The organism is Paenibacillus sp. VMFN-D1, assembly GCF_003386155.1.
Lineage (GTDB): Bacteria > Bacillota > Bacilli > Paenibacillales > Paenibacillaceae > Paenibacillus_AQ > Paenibacillus_AQ favisporus.
Map to the genome: position 1 here is coordinate 87,254 of NZ_QRDU01000002.1, position 16,425 is coordinate 103,678.

The 16,425-nt window shown below is 57.1% G+C and carries 18 protein-coding genes; 12 read left to right on the forward strand and 6 right to left on the reverse strand.

What is annotated here, in order from left to right:
* Positions 1 to 45 precede the first annotated feature (45 nt).
* Positions 46 to 1,041, reverse strand: a complete 996-nt coding sequence (locus C7820_RS15590) for a M23 family metallopeptidase (RefSeq protein WP_116231864.1) — start codon at positions 1,039 to 1,041, stop codon at positions 46 to 48.
* A gap of 198 nt (positions 1,042 to 1,239) precedes the next feature.
* On the opposite strand from C7820_RS15590, the gene cls reads away from it, so the two are divergent.
* A complete protein-coding gene (gene cls, locus C7820_RS15595; protein ID WP_116231865.1) occupies positions 1,240 to 2,676 on the forward strand; it encodes a cardiolipin synthase in 1,437 nt (478 codons plus the stop codon).
* 30 nt (positions 2,677 to 2,706) lie between these two features.
* Here the strand turns inward: cls and C7820_RS15600 are convergent, their stop codons facing one another.
* Entirely contained in the window at positions 2,707 to 3,030 is a 324-nt protein-coding gene (locus C7820_RS15600) for a YnfA family protein (RefSeq protein WP_076175017.1), read from the reverse strand.
* Positions 3,031 to 3,287: 257 nt separating this feature from the next.
* On the opposite strand from C7820_RS15600, the gene C7820_RS15605 reads away from it, so the two are divergent.
* Positions 3,288 to 4,112, forward strand: a complete 825-nt coding sequence (locus tag C7820_RS15605) for a YitT family protein (protein WP_240913448.1) — start codon at positions 3,288 to 3,290, stop codon at positions 4,110 to 4,112.
* 50 nt (positions 4,113 to 4,162) lie between these two features.
* Here the strand turns inward: C7820_RS15605 and ligD are convergent, their stop codons facing one another.
* The 3 genes from ligD to ku form a co-directional block, all read right to left on the reverse strand.
* The gene (gene ligD / locus C7820_RS15610; RefSeq protein WP_089549926.1) at positions 4,163 to 5,065 is read right to left on the reverse strand and encodes a non-homologous end-joining DNA ligase; all 903 of its coding nucleotides are present in this window, start codon (positions 5,063 to 5,065) and stop codon (positions 4,163 to 4,165) included.
* 94 nt (positions 5,066 to 5,159) lie between these two features.
* The gene (locus tag C7820_RS15615; protein ID WP_116231867.1) at positions 5,160 to 6,101 is read right to left on the reverse strand and encodes an ATP-dependent DNA ligase; all 942 of its coding nucleotides are present in this window, start codon (positions 6,099 to 6,101) and stop codon (positions 5,160 to 5,162) included.
* A 22-nt stretch (positions 6,102 to 6,123) separates the two neighbouring features.
* Positions 6,124 to 7,032, reverse strand: a complete 909-nt coding sequence (gene ku / locus C7820_RS15620) for a non-homologous end joining protein Ku (RefSeq protein ID WP_105442063.1) — start codon at positions 7,030 to 7,032, stop codon at positions 6,124 to 6,126.
* Positions 7,033 to 7,195: 163 nt separating this feature from the next.
* Between ku and C7820_RS15625 the strand changes: the two genes are divergently transcribed.
* From C7820_RS15625 to C7820_RS15635, 3 genes are all read left to right on the forward strand, one after another.
* On the forward strand, positions 7,196 to 7,519 hold the full coding sequence (locus C7820_RS15625; RefSeq protein WP_105442064.1) for a hypothetical protein: 324 nt from the start codon (positions 7,196 to 7,198) through the stop codon (positions 7,517 to 7,519).
* Positions 7,520 to 7,663: 144 nt separating this feature from the next.
* The gene (locus tag C7820_RS15630) at positions 7,664 to 7,843 is read left to right on the forward strand and encodes an H-type small acid-soluble spore protein (RefSeq protein ID WP_076175007.1); all 180 of its coding nucleotides are present in this window, start codon (positions 7,664 to 7,666) and stop codon (positions 7,841 to 7,843) included.
* A gap of 367 nt (positions 7,844 to 8,210) precedes the next feature.
* Positions 8,211 to 9,020 carry a phosphotransferase family protein gene (locus tag C7820_RS15635; RefSeq protein ID WP_181909079.1) on the forward strand — a complete coding sequence of 270 codons (810 nt, stop codon included), beginning with the start codon at positions 8,211 to 8,213 and terminating at the stop codon, positions 9,018 to 9,020.
* 99 nt (positions 9,021 to 9,119) lie between these two features.
* Here C7820_RS15635 and C7820_RS15640 read toward each other — a convergent pair whose 3' ends face one another.
* A complete protein-coding gene (locus C7820_RS15640) occupies positions 9,120 to 9,659 on the reverse strand; it encodes a GNAT family N-acetyltransferase (RefSeq protein WP_116231869.1) in 540 nt (179 codons plus the stop codon).
* 352 nt (positions 9,660 to 10,011) lie between these two features.
* Here C7820_RS15640 and C7820_RS15645 point away from each other — a divergent pair, with 352 nt between their 5' ends.
* The 7 genes from C7820_RS15645 (at position 10,012) to C7820_RS15675 (ending at position 16,424) form a co-directional block, all read left to right on the forward strand.
* Entirely contained in the window at positions 10,012 to 10,911 is a 900-nt protein-coding gene (locus C7820_RS15645) for a LysR family transcriptional regulator (protein WP_116231870.1), read from the forward strand.
* A 103-nt stretch (positions 10,912 to 11,014) separates the two neighbouring features.
* Positions 11,015 to 11,866, forward strand: coding sequence for a transporter substrate-binding domain-containing protein (locus C7820_RS15650; protein ID WP_076174995.1), 852 nt, complete (start codon positions 11,015 to 11,017; stop codon positions 11,864 to 11,866).
* 34 nt (positions 11,867 to 11,900) lie between these two features.
* The gene (locus C7820_RS15655) at positions 11,901 to 12,686 is read left to right on the forward strand and encodes an amino acid ABC transporter permease (RefSeq protein ID WP_116231871.1); all 786 of its coding nucleotides are present in this window, start codon (positions 11,901 to 11,903) and stop codon (positions 12,684 to 12,686) included.
* Positions 12,683 to 13,393: an amino acid ABC transporter permease gene (locus C7820_RS15660; protein ID WP_116231872.1), complete on the forward strand. Its 711-nt coding sequence runs from the start codon at positions 12,683 to 12,685 to the stop codon at positions 13,391 to 13,393. Before C7820_RS15655 ends, C7820_RS15660 begins: the two co-directional genes overlap by 4 nt.
* Positions 13,390 to 14,142, forward strand: a complete 753-nt coding sequence (locus C7820_RS15665; RefSeq protein ID WP_116231873.1) for an amino acid ABC transporter ATP-binding protein — start codon at positions 13,390 to 13,392, stop codon at positions 14,140 to 14,142. The genes C7820_RS15660 and C7820_RS15665 overlap by 4 nt, the downstream gene beginning before the upstream one ends.
* A gap of 12 nt (positions 14,143 to 14,154) precedes the next feature.
* A complete protein-coding gene (locus tag C7820_RS15670) occupies positions 14,155 to 15,171 on the forward strand; it encodes an LLM class flavin-dependent oxidoreductase (RefSeq protein WP_116231874.1) in 1,017 nt (338 codons plus the stop codon).
* Positions 15,172 to 15,245: 74 nt separating this feature from the next.
* The gene (locus C7820_RS15675) at positions 15,246 to 16,424 is read left to right on the forward strand and encodes a M20 peptidase aminoacylase family protein (protein ID WP_116231875.1); all 1,179 of its coding nucleotides are present in this window, start codon (positions 15,246 to 15,248) and stop codon (positions 16,422 to 16,424) included.
* Position 16,425: the final 1 nt, after the last annotated feature.

Consider the following 16,425-nt stretch of genomic DNA (forward strand, 5'->3'; position numbering starts at 1 on the left):
CTTTGAAGGTACGTCGATAGACGTTTTTCTTACGATCAAACCCTACTACTGAATATAGGGCAGCGGGTTAACGGGCTTATCCTTCTTCACGACCTGAAAATGAAGATGGGGGCCGGTGCTGCGCCCGGTCGAGCCGAGCTCGGCGATCTGTTCGCCTTTGTCGACGGTTTGGCCGACATTGGCCTGGATTTTGCTGAGATGCATATACCAGGTTTGCAGGCCGTTCGGATGCTCAATGACGATATACCGTCCCCGCGCACCGCCGCTGTTCTCAGCCGTCACGATCGTACCCGCTCCCGCCGCATATACGGGACTTCCGTTATCCCCGGCAATATCGATCCCCGCATGGAAGGACGCCCTTCCGGTAAAAGGGTCCGTCCGGTAGCCGAAGCTTGAGGTTGTCACACGGGACTCGGTCGGCCACAGGTCAGGCTGCCCGGAGATCCGATCCTGCGTTTCCTCCGCTTTTTTCAAGGTCGAAGGGATTTGGTTCTCCATGGACCGCAGCAGCGTCTGCATCTCCTGAAAGTCATCTTTCGTCTCCTGGGCCAGGTCCAGCATATCGTTCTCATGCACAGCGATATATTCGCCACCGACATGCTGCGAGGCATCCCAGGACAGGGAAGACGCTTTGGCCCCGGAAGCAGGCTCGGCCATACTGGTGGTCCCGTGCTTGTCAATGAACTGCTGCAGCTGGTTCTCCAGTTCATCCACGCGGTCCATCTTCTGCTTCATATCTTTGGCTTGGCTCGACAGGTTGACGATTTCGTTCTGCAGGCGCTCGATGGACTGCTCCCGGCTGTTCACCGTACGCTGCATTTGGACGTTCTTCAGGCTTTCGGCGGTGACCTTCTGCTCCAGCTGGGAGATCACCTGGGACGAGTGGGCCTGCAGTGCAAGAACGAGTCCGGACAGCGACAGAACGGCCACGGCGGGGACGGCCATCATCAAGGGCTTGGAGAGATGCAGCTGTTTGACGGAATGCTGGGCGTCCCGCATGACCAGGAGCGTCACCCGCCCATTGCCTTTGGCATTTTTCATGGCGGCTCCTTTCCTCGGCTTGATTGTACTTGTCTTATCTTCTATGTATTCTCTGATCTCTTAAAACATGTCAAAAATGTGATCTTTGCCGACGCTGCGTCTGCATGAGGCCGATCCGGGTAAATACTGAATAAAGCAGGTTGAAAGTGGTCAATCCTGAACATACAGATTGCTTTTGACCCGCAAGGAGGCTGACGTATGCTGTGGCTGCTTATCGCACTACTCGTTTTTATTTTTCAAACGGCAACGATTCTGCTTCTGGAATTCCGCAATCCTTACAAGACGGTCGCCTGGCTGTTTATATTGTTTTGCTGCCCGTTGATCGGCTTTGTGGTCTATTATTTTGTGGCTCAGGACTATAAAGCGAGGAAGAAGGTCCGTACGCAGGGTTCGCGCCTGTTTCAAGAGATCCGTCCCTTGATATGGAGTCAGGCGTCCTTGGTAAAGCGTGCCAGGGATATGCACAGCAAGGATTTTCAGCATCAGGAGCGCTTGTTTAATTTGCTGTCCCATCTGTCCGAGAGCCCGATTACCGGCTGCAACAAGAGCAGGGTGCTGACCGACGGGGAGGAAACCTTCGGCGCGATGCTCGCGGCCATGGACAAAGCAGAAGATCACTTACATATTCAATTTTATATTTTCCGGGACGACGATATCGGGAACCGGTTCAAGGACATCATGGTCCGGAAGGCGAAAGCCGGGGTCAAGGTGAGGCTGCTCTGCGACGGCTTCGGAAGCTACAGGCTTGGCCGCAGGCGCGGGTTCATCCAGGAGCTGAAGGAAGCGGGCGTGGAGCTCCACTTCTTCCTGCCGCCTCTTCTGGCGATGATCGACCGCAGGATCAACTACCGCAACCACCGCAAAATTATTGTCGTTGATGGAACCAAAGGCTTTGTCGGCGGGCTGAATGTCGGCGATGACTATTTGGGGAAATATCAGAAAATGGGGTATTGGCGCGACACGCACCTGGAGATCGAGGGAGATGCCGTTTATTTTTTGCAAAATGTGTTTTTGAGCGACTGGAAGCTCGCTTCAGGCGAGCGGTTGTCGGACCCTGCGCTGTTTCCCAAGCATCAATGCGAAGCCGATGAACAGGTTCAAATCGTCAGCAGCGGACCCGATCAGGATTGGAATGCTATTCAGGAGATGTGCTTTGGCGCGATTACGGTCGCGAAAAAAAGGATCTGGATCACCTCGCCCTACTTTATTCCCGATCAGGGCATCTATGAAGGACTCAAAACCGCTGCGGTCAGCGGAGTGGACGTGCGGATCATCATTCCGTTGAAAGCCGATTCAAGGCTGGTGCATCTCGCTTCGCTCTCCTATATTGAAGACCTGCTGCTGGCCGGGGTGAAGTTCTATGAATATCAGAAAGGCTTCATTCATGCCAAGGTCATGATCGTCGACGACCTGATGGCCTCGGTAGGTACCGCTAATATGGACATGCGGAGCTTTTTCTGCAATTTCGAGCTGACGGCAGCGCTGTTCGAGCAGTCCTCGATCGACCGGCTGGTGAAAGATTTCAAGGAAGATATGAGCCAGAGCCATCAAATCGTAACCGAAGAGTTTCAGGCACGGCCGTTTCGGCATAAGCTGGCGGAAGTGCTGTGCCGGATGCTATCCCCGCTGCTATGACTGCGCGGTCCTGAATCTGCTGCTGCAAGCCTAGTGCCGTGGAGCCCATAGAATAACGGATACGCCGGCCATGCACAGAGCCGCTCCGATCCAGTCGTAGACGTCGGGCGTGTTTTTGTCGATCCACCAGCCCCACAGCAGGGCCAGGACGATAAAGATGCCCCCGTATGCGGCATAAACCCGGCCGAAGGAAGGATAATTCTGCAGGGTGGGAATGATCCCATACAAGATCAGAAGCAGGCTGCCCGCCGCGCCGAACCACCAGGGCTTCGCGTCTTTGATCCACAGCCATACCAGGTAACCGCCGCCGATCTCGGCCAGCCCGGCCGCTATAAATAATAATAAGGATTTCATGACAGAAAAACTCCCATCCTGATAATATGCAGCTAAAAACTATGATATAATAAAGTAAGGGAATAATCACGGAAGTCCAGATTTCTTAGGCTGTACACGATGCTACCCGGGCGTTTCATGTCCCTTTATGCTACAACAATCTATAGAATCGGGGGGATTCGATGGCTGTACCTTCAAACCCGCAATCCACGGATAGGCCAAACCTGCCGCAGGATTTGCAGCAGCTCAAGGCGCCGACCTCGAAAGCCAGAGTGTTCATGCGCATCCTGGTCATGCTGATCGGAGCCGGATTGGTCTCTGTTGCACTGGAAGTATTCCTCGTAAACAATAACATCATTGACGGCGGGATTACCGGCATTTCCATTATGCTGTCCCACCTTTTTCATCTGCCGCTCGGTATTTTTCTTACGGTTCTCAATATTCCTTTCTTGTTTCTGGGTTACAAGCAAATCGGCAAGACGTTTGCCTTCTCCACGCTGGCAGCCGTCCTGGTGATGTCGATTGGCACCGCGCTGCTGGAACCCGTTAAACCCATTACGTTCGATCCGCTGCTGGCGGCCATCTTCGGAGGCGTGATCCTCGGTGCGGGCGTCGGCCTGGTCATCCGGGCAGGGGGTTCCACGGACGGCAGCGAAATCGTCGCGATTCTCATCAACAAAAAGACGCCGTTCTCCGTCGGGGAGATCATCATGTTCATCAACTTCTTTATCCTGACGAGTGCGGGCTTCGTATTCGGTTGGAATAACGCGATGTATTCGCTGATCGCCTACTTTATCGCCTTTAAAGTGATTGATATCACCAACGAAGGGATCGACCAGTCCAAATCGGTATGGATCATCAGTGAGAAATACAAGGACATCGGCGATGCCCTCACCCAGCGCCTGGGACGCGGCGTTACGTATTTGGAAGGGGAAGGAGCCTACTCCGGAGACAGCAAGAAAGTGATCTTCGTGGTCATCACCCGTCTGGAAGAGGCCAAGCTGAAGGCCATCGTCGGTGATTGGGATCCGGATGCCTTCCTTGCGGTTGGTAATATCCATGACGTTAAGGGCGGCCGTTTCAAGAAAAAAGATATCCATTAGCGGGGCAGCGAAGCTGGACTGACCCGTGAAATGCTTCAAAGCCCGGAAGGTTACCTTCCGGGCTTTGCTGCGCTTAAATGGCGGATCACCTGCTCGATCGGCTGCGGGGCGAGCGCGGCGATCAGGTCGCCGTGGCGGGCAAGCCGCTCCTCGATGTTAAGCAGGTGAAAATCGGTCGGGGCAACGTTGCTGTCCACTTCCTCCCAGTGCAGCGGGGTTGACACCGTCGCGCCTGGACGTGCCCGGGGGGTGTAAGGAGCGGCGAGCGTTTTTCCCTGATAGTGCTGGAGGTAATCGAAGTAGATTTTATCGCCGCGGTTTTTTTTGAGCCTCTCCAGGGTGAACAGCTCCGGGTGCTTCTCCGTCACGAACATGCCGACGAAATGCCCGACGGTGCGCAGCTCGTCGAACGTGATCCCTTCATTGATCGGTACGATGATCTGAATACCCGTCGCCCCGGACGTCTTCGGCACCGACTGCAGTCCGAGCGAGCGCAGCACTTTGCCGACGATGGACGCAGCTTCCATGATCCGCGGTTCGACCTCCCGCGACGGGTCGAGGTCAATCATCCATTCACAGGGGAGCGTGCTCCCTGCGTAATGGAGGGACGGGTGAAACTCCAGCGCGGCCAGGTTGCCCAGCCACAGCAGCTCGGGCAGGCCGTTCAGCAGGATGTAATTGATCCCGTCCTTCTCGGCCGTCTGGACATAGGGAGGGAGCGGCTCCGGCGCATTTTTTTGATAAAAAAATTCGCCAGGCACCCCATGCGGATAGCGGATCGTCGTGAGCAGCCGGTTCCGGCAGTACTTCAGCAAATAAGGAGCGAGCGCCGCGAGCTTTTGCAAATAAATCGCCTTGGTAATGCCCATTTCCGGCCACAGCGGCTTGTCGGGATTGGTAATGGGAATGTCTTGTCCCTCGATCGAAATCGTGCCTTTCACGGTTCGCGGCATACGGATACCTCCAATCATATTTAGGCGGGATGCCATTTCTGAGCTGCATGATGGAACGTCACGGGCATAAGAACCCGCCGTGATCCTTTGGAAGCTACGGATCCAGCCGGCAGTCCGCGGGGGACACATCGACAAACGCCTGAATACTGGGCTGGCGCAGGGTGCCGCCGGGCGTCCATTCCAGGAAATTCACCTTGACCACCCACTCGGGCCGGATCCAGACCGCCCCTTTCTGCCGCTCCGGCTGGTTGACGAAGGGGCGGTCCTTCACCGCCATGTTCGCGACCCGCTCGGTGATGCTGCGCCAGTCGGCCACCTTCAGCTTGCCCGTTCCGGCATGGCCGATATAGACCAGGCTCCCGTCCTCGGCGTAGAGGCCGAGCAGCAGCGCATTCACGATGCCGTCCCGGAACGTCACCCCGCCGACCACGGCGTTCACGTCCTGGATGTTCTTCCGCTTCTGCCACCGCTTGTCCTTGCCGCCCAGGGCGTAGACGCTGTTAAGGTCTTTGACGACGATGCCTTCAAGCCGGTGCTGGACCGACACGTCATGCAGCAGCGGGATGTCCGTATAGCTCGGCACGAGCTGGACGTGCCCGCTGGGGATCACGGTTTCCGTCAGGAGCTGCTGCCGCTCGCGCAGCGGCCGTCCGGTTACCCATTCGCCGTTATAATACAGGATGTCGAAGATCATATAGACGATCGGCACCTGCTGGACGCGGGCTTTGATTTGCTGCTCTACGCGGAGGCTGTCCCGTTTCATGACCTGATGAAAGGAAGGCACCCCGTCGATCAGAGCGATGATTTCGCCGTCCAGAATGACCGAATCGGCACGGCAGTAAGAAGCGATATCCAGCAGCTCTGGATACTGGCGCGTCCGGTTGTTCCCCTTGCGGTTCACGAGCTGGACCTCCCCGCCGTCGTAATAGGTGATCATCCGGACACCGTCCCATTTGATCTGGGCGATCCACTGCTCTCCGGAAGGGAGGACGTCCGTCATGACGGGTTCGAAAGGGACGATCGGGGTAAGGGGCATCGATGATCCTCCGATCTAACCGTTACGAAACGGTTTCGTTTTTCTTGGCCGTCTTGCGGCGTTTTGGCTTGGGCCCTTCGCCGGCAGCGGCGGCAGGTTCCGCAGGCTTGGCTTTGGCTTTGCCTCTGGCGGTCTTCTTGGCCGGACCCGGGTCGGTCGCCACAGGCTTGGCCGCTTCGATGCTGGCCTGCAGGGCGGCCATCAAGTCGATCACATTCGTCTCCTGCTTCGCCGGAGCGATCTTGATCTCTTCGCCGGCCACCTTGTGCTCGATCAGATCGAGCAGGCGTTCGCGGTAGTCGTCCCCGTATTTTTTCGGCTCAAACGGCGTGGAGAGCTGCTCGATCAGCATTTGCGCCATGCCGAGCTCCTTATCGTTGACCTGGATATTTTCCGGAAGGTTCGGCACCTGGGAGACCGGGCGGATTTCATCCGGGTAGAACATCGTTTCGATCGCAAGGCACTCATCCAGCACGCGGATCGCCGCGAGGCTGCTCTTGGAGCGGATGGAGATTTTGGCGATCCCGATCTTGCCGCTCTGCTGCATCGCCTCTTTCAGCAGCTGGTAAGCGTTGCCCCCGGCCTGATCCGGAGCGAGGTAATACGTCTTCTGGAAGTAGATCGGATCGATTTCGGACAGATCGACGAAGTCGAGGATGGCAATCGCCTTGTTTGCCTGCTCGGTAATCTGCTCGAGCTCCTCTTTTTCAAACAAAACGAACTTTCCCTTCTCGTATTCATAACCCTTTGCGATTTCCTCCCAGCCTACTTCCTCGTCACAGACCGGGCATTTGCGGACGTAGGAGAGGGGGCTGCCGCACTCTTTATGGACGTACCTCATGGAAATATCTTTGTCCTCCGTGGCGGAGAACATTTTCACCGGGACGTGGACCAGGCCGAAGCTGATCGCTCCCTTCCAGACGGTATGCATAGTTATCGCTCCTTTAACGCTTTTTCCTACTAGTATGGGGAAAATATCCCGTTTCTATAAGGCCCGCCTTCGATTTGGCCAGGGAAAAAATGAATGGTTTAGCTGCCTGCAGGGCATATTGAACCCATGACCACATGCATGCTGTAGCGAGGAGGGAGCAAGGTTGAAGGACAGAAGACAGGACCCGGACGACGATAAGGAGCTGACGCTGGAAGCGCTCGAAAATTACGAGGCGGCCAGAGACGCGATCGAATCTTCGGATTATATCGATGCGGACAACGTCAACTGGCATAACGTAACCTCTCCGGATGAGGATATATCGCTGGATACCCATATGCTCGATATCGACCGGATGGTCAACGAGGGACTGGGCGGCGGCAACATTACGGCCGACAACGGCTACATCGGGGCGAGCACGACCGACACGATCGTCGTTGAGCCGGGCATGATCGGTCCCGCGCAAGAGGGAGATCCCGAGGAAGGCTGATAGCCCGGGCAAGCTGAAATGTACAAGCAATGAAGATTTTCCAAGTAAAAGATGTCAGAAGAGCGGCAGACCTCTAGCGAAGAATGCTAGGTTGTGCGCACAATGATAGCTTATGATTCTATTACACAGGAGGCTGAAACCAACATGGATGCTCAGCGCGCGCTGGATATTTATCAGGCTAAGGACACCATTCCCGTAAACCTGGAAGGGGTACCGGTATGGATCGAAAAGGTGGATGTGGACAACGGGGTGGCCACGGTTCAGGTTGGCACCCGGCCTACCGACACCCAGACGGTGAATGTGGAACGTCTACAGGAAGGGTAAACCTGACCAGATTTCCCGTCATCCATCCTCATGTGAAGGAAAAGATGGATTCGGAGCAAGCCGCTTGGGCTGCAGAGAGGATACTGCCGCCCTGGCGGCTTTTTTGAAGAGATCAGAAAGTATAAGTTTCGGAGCTTCTGCTTCCTGATCTCGCAAGAGAAACTTCCTCTATACGCGGTCTGTCTTCTTTGAAAGTACGTCGATAGACGTTTTTCTTACGTCTGTCCCGACGGGAGGCGCGAATACGGTGCAGCGCAAAATCCCCGTATCCATCTCTGCAGGGGATAAGGTACAATGGACCTGCAAGCGGCCTATGTTCATCGGTTTTGGGAAAGGGAGCAGGGCGGCAGAGAGGAGCTGTGTACATATGGGGGGAAGTCCGGTGGTCGCTGCCGGCAGAACGGCGGAGGTTCTGTCCTATCAGCCAGGCCAGGTGCTGAAGCTGTACCGGGAAGGCATGCCGCGCGGCATGGCGGAAGAGGAATATCAAATCAGCTTGAAGGTGTATAACACGGGGGTGACGACACCCCGGCCGATTCGGCTTGAGGAGCACAGCTCCCGTTTTGGGGTGGTCTACGAGCAGGCGTCCGGCATAACGATGCTCCAGGCCATTTCCGTTAATCCGGACATCCTGCACGAAGAAGCAGCCCGGATGGCCAGGCTTCATCTGGAGCTGCATGCCCGGGACATTCACGGTCTGCCGGAGCAGAAGACGGTTCTGAAAAACCGCATTCAGCATGCGCCTTCCTTGGCGGAAGAGGACAAGGAGCGGATTGTGGCCTATCTGATGCAGCTTCCGGAAGGATCGAAGCTGTGTCATGGGGATTTTCATCCGGACAACATCATTCTCGGAGAGAAGGAATGGGTCATTGACTGGATGACCGGCATGCGCGGCAATCCGGCCGGAGACGTCGCCCGAACCCTGGTGCTGCTCCAAATGGGCACCATGCCCGACGGCACGCCGGATGAGGTGGTGAAGCAATTCGACCGGATGAGGGAGGAGCTCGTTAAGGAGTATACCCGGCAGTACATCGAAAGCGGGAGCCTCAGCCAAGCGGATGTGGATGCATGGCGGCTGCCGGTGGCGGCGGCCCGGCTGACGGAATGGATTCCGGAAGCCGAGAAGGCCAATCTGCTCGCTTTGGTGCGCGAGGCATTGGACGGATCTGCGGTATGACCTGGTAGGACCAGGAACAGCATATAGCAGCAAGGGCGGTTCCGGCTTCAGCCGGACCGCCTTTTCGTATTTTCTATGGAAGTATGGAAGTGATGAGGGCTACACCGCGTTCTGAAGCAGCAGGGAACCGGGAACGTCGATCCGGTATCCTTTGACCAGCGTCTCTCCATTAGTCGTATCGGTCTCGTAATGCCGCTGGAACCCGAGCTTCTCATACAGCTTCACGGCCGAGGCCATCATGTCGGAAGTGTGGAGATTTAGCGTCGTGGCTCCAAGCTCCAGCGCACGGCGTGCCGCTTCCCGGATGAGCGCGGTGGCCACCCCGCGTCCTCTCGCGGAAGGATGAACGGCCAGGAGGCGGATGATCGGCGAGTGAATCCCCATCTCCGGATTGCCGTAAGCGGCTTCCGAGGAGAGGAACATCTGGACGCTTCCGACGATCCGGCCGTCGATTTCGGCAACGATTCGGGCATAGGGAGCATTTCCATACACGGAATTCCGGATGGAGTCCCGGTACTGCTCCCAACGTTCCTGGGGCATATCAAAGGCATACTGCTGATAGGATTCCAGCATCACTTCGGCAATCAATTCGCGTTCGGAATCCTTGGCGTCCCGGAGGATCAATTCTTCTGAATTCATCGCTTTCACTCCTTTTGGAAGGGATTCAGGTAATTTGGTGTGAGCTAAGTATAGCAGGTAATACCTACTATTCGCATCGGAAAATAAAATAATTAATTCGGATATTAAAAAAATCTATAAGCTTTCAGGCTTCACCATGGCCGCTAGGGCAGACCCGAGTACTTCCCTTCGTGCCCGAAAATGGGCGTCATTTCGGCCTTTTCCCACCCTGGAGAAACAGCCTGTTACGAAAATAAACGATTGACAATAATTTGCCAACTGCCTAAGATAAGGATAATTTATACCCTTTTTCAGGTTTAAAACCACCTAAATTCATTGGAATAGTGAGTGATAAAACTTCGGGGGTGTTACCTTGAACATCGAAAACATTGAGGCTTTTGTGTACATCAACCATTACGGCAGCTTCAACAAGGCGGCGGATGTCCTGTTCCTGTCGCAGCCCACAGTTACTGCCCGCATTCAATCGCTTGAACGCGAGCTCGATTGCCGACTGTTCGACCGTCTGGGTAAACAGATCCATCTGACGGAAAAAGGCAAGCAGTTTCTCCCCTATGCCCAGCAAATTCTCCAGACCTACCAGAAGGGCAAGCATCACCTCCAATCCAAACGGGCCATGCCCAACGAACTGCGGATCGGCAGCACCGTCTCGGTATCCAATTATTTGATGCCCCATCTGCTGATGGGACTGACCCGGCGTTTTCCCGAAATCAAATTCAAGCTGACCACGGCGCCGACCGACGAGCTGGCCGCCAAGCTGTCTGCGGGGGAGCTCGACCTGGCCTTCGTTCGCAAAATGATGAACCCGGCGTTCCAGTCCTATCCTTTTTACGAAGACCCCATTCGCCTGTATGTCTACCCCGATCACCGTCTCGCCTCGGCCGGCCGGGCGTCGATCCGGGAAATCCGTCACGAAACGCTGGTGTTTTTCGAGTGCGGTTCCCTGGACTGGCTGCGGATTCACCGGGTGTTCGAAAGCCTGGATCAGCCGCCGAACATCGTCTATCAGGTCGACAACTCCGAGACGGCGAAGAAGCTCGTTCTGGAGCGGGCGGGCATCTGCTTTCTCCCCGGCCTCTGCGCAAGGCAGGAGGAGGAGATAGGCAGCCTCGTTCCCGTGGACATCACCGAAACGGCGGGCGTCTCCCTGCAGACCAACCTGATTTCGCTCACCGGCGAGAACACGGATATCCTTGAATTTCTGTTGGATTTGAAGCAGTCGTCCGTCCCATTAATGAATTACATGATTGGATAGAAAAACTCTATTAGACGCGTTGTGCAAATCGCGGTAAAGTTAGTGACAACATAATTCTTACTAAATCTATAGGAATTATCAATCAAGGAAAAATGGGAGCCATATGAAAGGGGATGAGGTCGTGAGAAAAACATTAGCAGTCGTTGCAGGGATCATGCTGGCAGGGGTGATTGCCGGGTGCGGATCCGGATCGAAGGGCGGGGAAACGTCCGCGGATACGGCGGCGAACGCCGCAGGAGGAGCCGTCAAAAAAATCGTCGTAGGCACAGGCACGGCCTTTCCGAAAATTTGCTTTATCGATGAGAACGGAAAGCTGACCGGCTTCGACGTAGAGCTGGTGCGCGAGATCGACAAGCGCCTGCCGGACTACGAGTTCGATATCCAGACGCAGGAATTTTCCAATCTGCTGCTCAGCTTGGAGACGAAGAAGATCGATTTTGTGGCGCATGAAATGGAGAAAAACCCGGAGCGGACGGAAAAGTACCTTTTTAACAAAGAGCCGTATGCCCACTGGAGAAACAAGATCATCGTCGCCAAGGACAACGATTCGATCCACTCGCTGGACGACCTGAAGGGCAAAAAAGTGTTAACCGGCGCTACAAGCGCGGAAGCTCAAATTCTTGAGAACTACAACAAGGAACATGATAATGCAATCCAAATTGTCTATCAAAACGGCGCCGCCAACGATACTGTGAATCAAATTACGACCGGACGGGTGGACGCGACGATCGGAGCGGACTTCTCGCTGCCGCTGATCGACCCGCAAGGCAAGCTCAAAGTCACTGGCGACGATCTGTCCGAGCATGACATTCTGTTCGTCTTCCGCAAGGACGATCCGGAAGAGCAGAAGCTGGCCGATGCGGTTGACGGGGCGATCAAGGAACTAAAGCAGGACGGAACGCTTGGCAAGCTGAGCAAGGAATGGCTCGGCAGCGACTTTACGGCGGATAAATAGTCCGGACTAAACCAGGAAGGGGGCAGGTTGTAATATGGGTGCACCGTTCGATTTCTCATTTGTGTTCAGCTTTTTTCCGAAGCTGGCATCGACGCTGGGCATCTCCTTGCTGATCGTCGCAGGCTCGCTGGTGGTGGGGATGTTGGTCGGTTTTCTGATCGCCCTTCCCCGGCTGTACCGGATACCGGCGCTGCGCACGTTCTCCCAGGTGTACGTCTCGTTCTTTCGGGGTACGCCGATTCTGATCCAGCTGTTCCTGTTCTACTACGGGCTGCCGGAGATCCTGAAGCTCATCGGAATCGACATGTCCAAAGCGCCTGTGCTCGTGTTTGTCATCCTGACATACGGTCTTCACACCGGGGCCTTCATGTCGGAGATGATCCGGGCGTCGGTCATGGCGGTGGACCGAGGGCAGCTTGAGGCGGCTTATGCCGTGGGGATGACAGGCCGTCAGGCGTTTACCCGGATCGTTCTTCCCCAGGCGCTGGCGATCGCCGTCCCGGTATTCTCGAACCTGGTGATCGCCCTGCTGAAAGATACGTCGCTGGCCTTCACGCTCGGCGTGATGGAGATGACTGGAAAAGCGCAGACGCTCGGTTCGGTCACCCAGCATTTTATCGAGTCCTACATCGCTTTGGCGCTCATCTACCTGGTTGTGAGCTTTACGCTGGAGAAGGTGCTCAAAGCCACGGAGGTTCGCCTTTTGCGACATGAGCTTCCGGATACACCGGCACGCACCGGCTTCCGGATCCACAAGAAAGGGTCCTACCGGCGCGTAGTCGCAGGGATCGGAACGGAAAAAGGAGGCGCTGAGCTGTGAAAATCGACGTTACGTTTATTTGGACCGCCTTTGTCCACCTGCTGTCCGCCATACCAACCACCCTTCTCATTACCGCCGTCTCTGTGACGGCCGGTTTTATCATCGGGCTGATCGGAGCCGTGGTGCGCATCTACAAAGTCCCGGTGCTCAGCCAGATCTCCACGGCTTATGTCACCTTTATCCGCGGTACGCCGATGCTCACGCACCTGCTGCTCATCTATTTCGGGCTGCCGGTCATCGTTGACGCGGTATCCGCCGCTCTTGGCCTAGGCTTCAAATCCTCATCCATTCCGATGATCGGCTTTGCCTTCATCTCTTTCTCCATCACGGCGGGGGCCTATATGTCCGAGGTCATTCGTTCCGGCCTGCTCGCCGTGAACCGCGGCCAGCTGGAGGCCGCCTATTCCATCGGCATGACGACGCCGCAGGCACTGCGCCGCATCGTGCTGCCTCAAGCGCTGGCCGTCAGCCTGCCGAACCTGTCGAATTCGGTGATCGGAATGCTGCATGGCTCGACGCTCGCTTTTACCGTATCCGTCGTGGACATTAACGCCAAAGCGCAAATTGTGGCGTCGACCAACTGGAAGTTCTTTGAGGCGTACCTGGCGGCTGCGGCTATTTTCTGGGGGCTGACGCTTCTGATCGAAAGGCTGACGGCGCTGCTGGAGAAACGCATCAATCTGTACAATCGGGGGGGAGTGGCATGATCAAGCTCACGAATATATCCAAGTCTTTTGGCCGGAACCCGGTGCTGAAATCGATTGATTTGACCGTGAACAAAGGGGAAGTCGTCGTCATTCTGGGGCCGAGCGGCTCCGGCAAAACGACGCTGCTGCGGTGCGTGAACTACCTGGAGAAGCCGAGCGGCGGAGAGATTGCCATCGGCGACTTCCGGATGAATGCGGAGCATGCGGCAAAGAAGGACATTCACGCACTCCGGCAAAAAACGGCGATGGTATTCCAGCAGTACAATCTGTTCAAGCATAAGACGGCGATCGAGAACGTGATGGAGGGACTCGTCATCGTCAAAAAAATACCGAAGGACGAAGCGCGCAAGCGCAGTGCGGCACTCCTGGAGAAGGTCGGGCTGGCGGGCAAGCTGGACGCCTATCCGAGCCAGCTGTCGGGAGGGCAGCAGCAGCGCGTCGGCATCGCCCGGGCGCTGGCGTTGGAACCGGAGGTGATCCTGTTCGACGAGCCGACATCGGCGCTGGATCCCGAGCTCGTCGGCGAAGTGCTGGAGGTCATCCGCAAAATTGCCAAAGAAGGCATCACCATGATCGTCGTGACGCATGAAATGGGCTTCGCCCGCGATGTGGCGAACCATGTCGTGTTCATGGACGGGGGAGTCATCGTGGAGGAAGGGCCGCCGGCCCAGCTGTTCAACCATCCCCGCGAGGAACGGACCAAGCAGTTTCTGAAGCGGATTACGCCGGAACTGAACTACAGCATTTAGGAGGAAAGCCATATGAGCATTACGATTAGCGTTCTGGATCAAAGCCCGGTTTACCCCGGAGAGACTTCAGCGGAGGCGTTTGAGCATACGATACGGCTGGCCCAGAAATCCGAGGCGCTCGGATTCCGGCGGTTCTGGGTGTCGGAGCATCACGACTCCGATCATGTGGCTGGCTCTTCGCCGGAGGTACTGATTTCTTACCTGCTGGCCAAAACCGAAACAATCCGCATCGGATCGGGCGGCGTGATGCTGCAGCATTACAGCCCGTATAAGGTGGCGGAGAACTTCAACGTGCTGGCGTCCCTGGCGCCGGGCCGGGTCGATCTCGGCATCGGCCGCGCGCCCGGAGGGCTGCCGCGGAGCACACAGGCGCTGCAGCGCGGAGCCGGGGATTCCGCTTCCCTGACGGATAAAATCGTGGAGCTGGGCAAGTACATCCACAACCGGCTGGAAGCGGACCATCCGCTGCACGGGCTGCGCGCCACGCCGCTGCCGGAAACGGCTCCCGAGCTGTACGTGCTGGGCGCCAGCGTAGGAAGTGCAGAGATCGCAGCCGGCTTGGGGCTGCCTTATGTATTCTCCCTGTTCATCAACGGGGATGAAGCGACCGCGCTGGCGGCCATCCGCGCCTACCGGGACGCATTTGACGATTCGCACGGAACCCGGCCGCAGGTCATCGTAGCGCTGTCCGTCGTCGTTGCGGACAGCGTGGAAGAAGCTGCCGAGCTGGCCGGATCCCACAAGCTGGTGAAGATTCACCTCGCCAGCGGCCGTACACTGACAGTCGGTACGCTGGAGCAGGCCGAGGAGTTCGGCCGCCAGGCCAATGAGCCGTATACGGTCGAGGAGCAGGAGCCTTCGGTGCTGAAGGGCACGAAGGAAACCGTGCGCGAGAAGCTGCTTGAGCTTCATCAGGCGTCGGGGATCGATGAGTTCGTCGTCACGACCAACATCCAGCCTTTCGACAAGCGGCTCCGTTCGTTTGAACTGTTGGCGGAAGCGCTGGCCGAGGTGCCAGCGGAGGCTTGAGGCCATGAGCGGGGAAGGGTGCGGGTTGAATCCGCCTAAGTACCCATAGACACAAGTAAAAGGAGGATGACGACATGCCAAGCGATGCTGTACGGATCCCCTCCGCCGCGGGGGTGGACCGCTTGATCGAAATCCGCCGGGAGCTGCACCGCTTTCCGGAGCTGTCCGGCGAGGAGCATGAAACGACGCGCCGGATCCGGGGCTGGCTGAGCGAAGCAGGCATCCGGATCCTGGACCTTCCGCTGGCCACCGGCGTGGTGGCCGAGGTCGGCGGCCTGCAGCCCGGGCCGGTCATCGCGCTGCGCGCGGACATCGACGCGCTTCCGGTTCAGGAGGAGACGGGACTCCCGTTCGCGTCCGAGATTGAAGGCAGAATGCATGCCTGCGGGCATGATTTTCATACCGCCGCCCTGATCGGGACGGCGTACGCGCTGAAAGCCCGTGAAGACAGGCTTCGCGGCACCATCCGGCTGATCTTCCAGCCGGCCGAAGAGAAGGCGAAGGGCGCGAAGCAGGTCATCGGCAGCGGCGCGCTGGAAGGAGTGCAGGCCATCTTCGGCATGCACAACAAGCCCGATCTTCCCGTTGGGACGATCGGCATCAAGGAAGGGCCGCTGATGGCGGCGGCCGACGGCTTCGTCGTCGAAGTCGCGGGGAAGGGCTCGCATGCGGCCGTTCCGGAGGCCGGGCTGGACCCGATCGTGACGGCTTCGCATATCATTACGGCGCTGCAGTCGGTGGTGAGCCGAAACATCAGCTCCCTGAGCAGCGCGGTGATCAGCGTCACGAAGCTGCACAGCGGAACGGCGTGGAACGTCATTCCGGAGCAGGCGCTCCTGGAAGGCACGATCCGCACGTTTGACCAGCAGGTGCGCGAGCAGGTGCTGGCGCGGTTCGAGCAGGTTGTCCGGGGCGTGGCGGAAGCCTTCGGCACCACGGCCGCGGTCCGCTGGATCGAAGGGCCGCCGCCGGTGGACAACGACCCTGCTCTGGCCGAGCTTGGCACAGCCGCGGCTGAGGCGGCGGGATATCGGGCGATCGTGCCGGTTCCTTCGCCAGCCGGGGAAGATTTTGCCGTCTACCAGCAAGCCGTTCCCGGGTTGTTCGTCTTCATGGGGACGAACGGCAAGCAGGAATGGCATCACCCCGCCTTTGACCTGGATGAGAATGCGCTCCCGGTCAGCGTCGCCTTTTTTACGCAGTTAGCCGAAGACGCCCTGGCGCATTTCGGCCACGGGGGTGCGTCGAAATAGC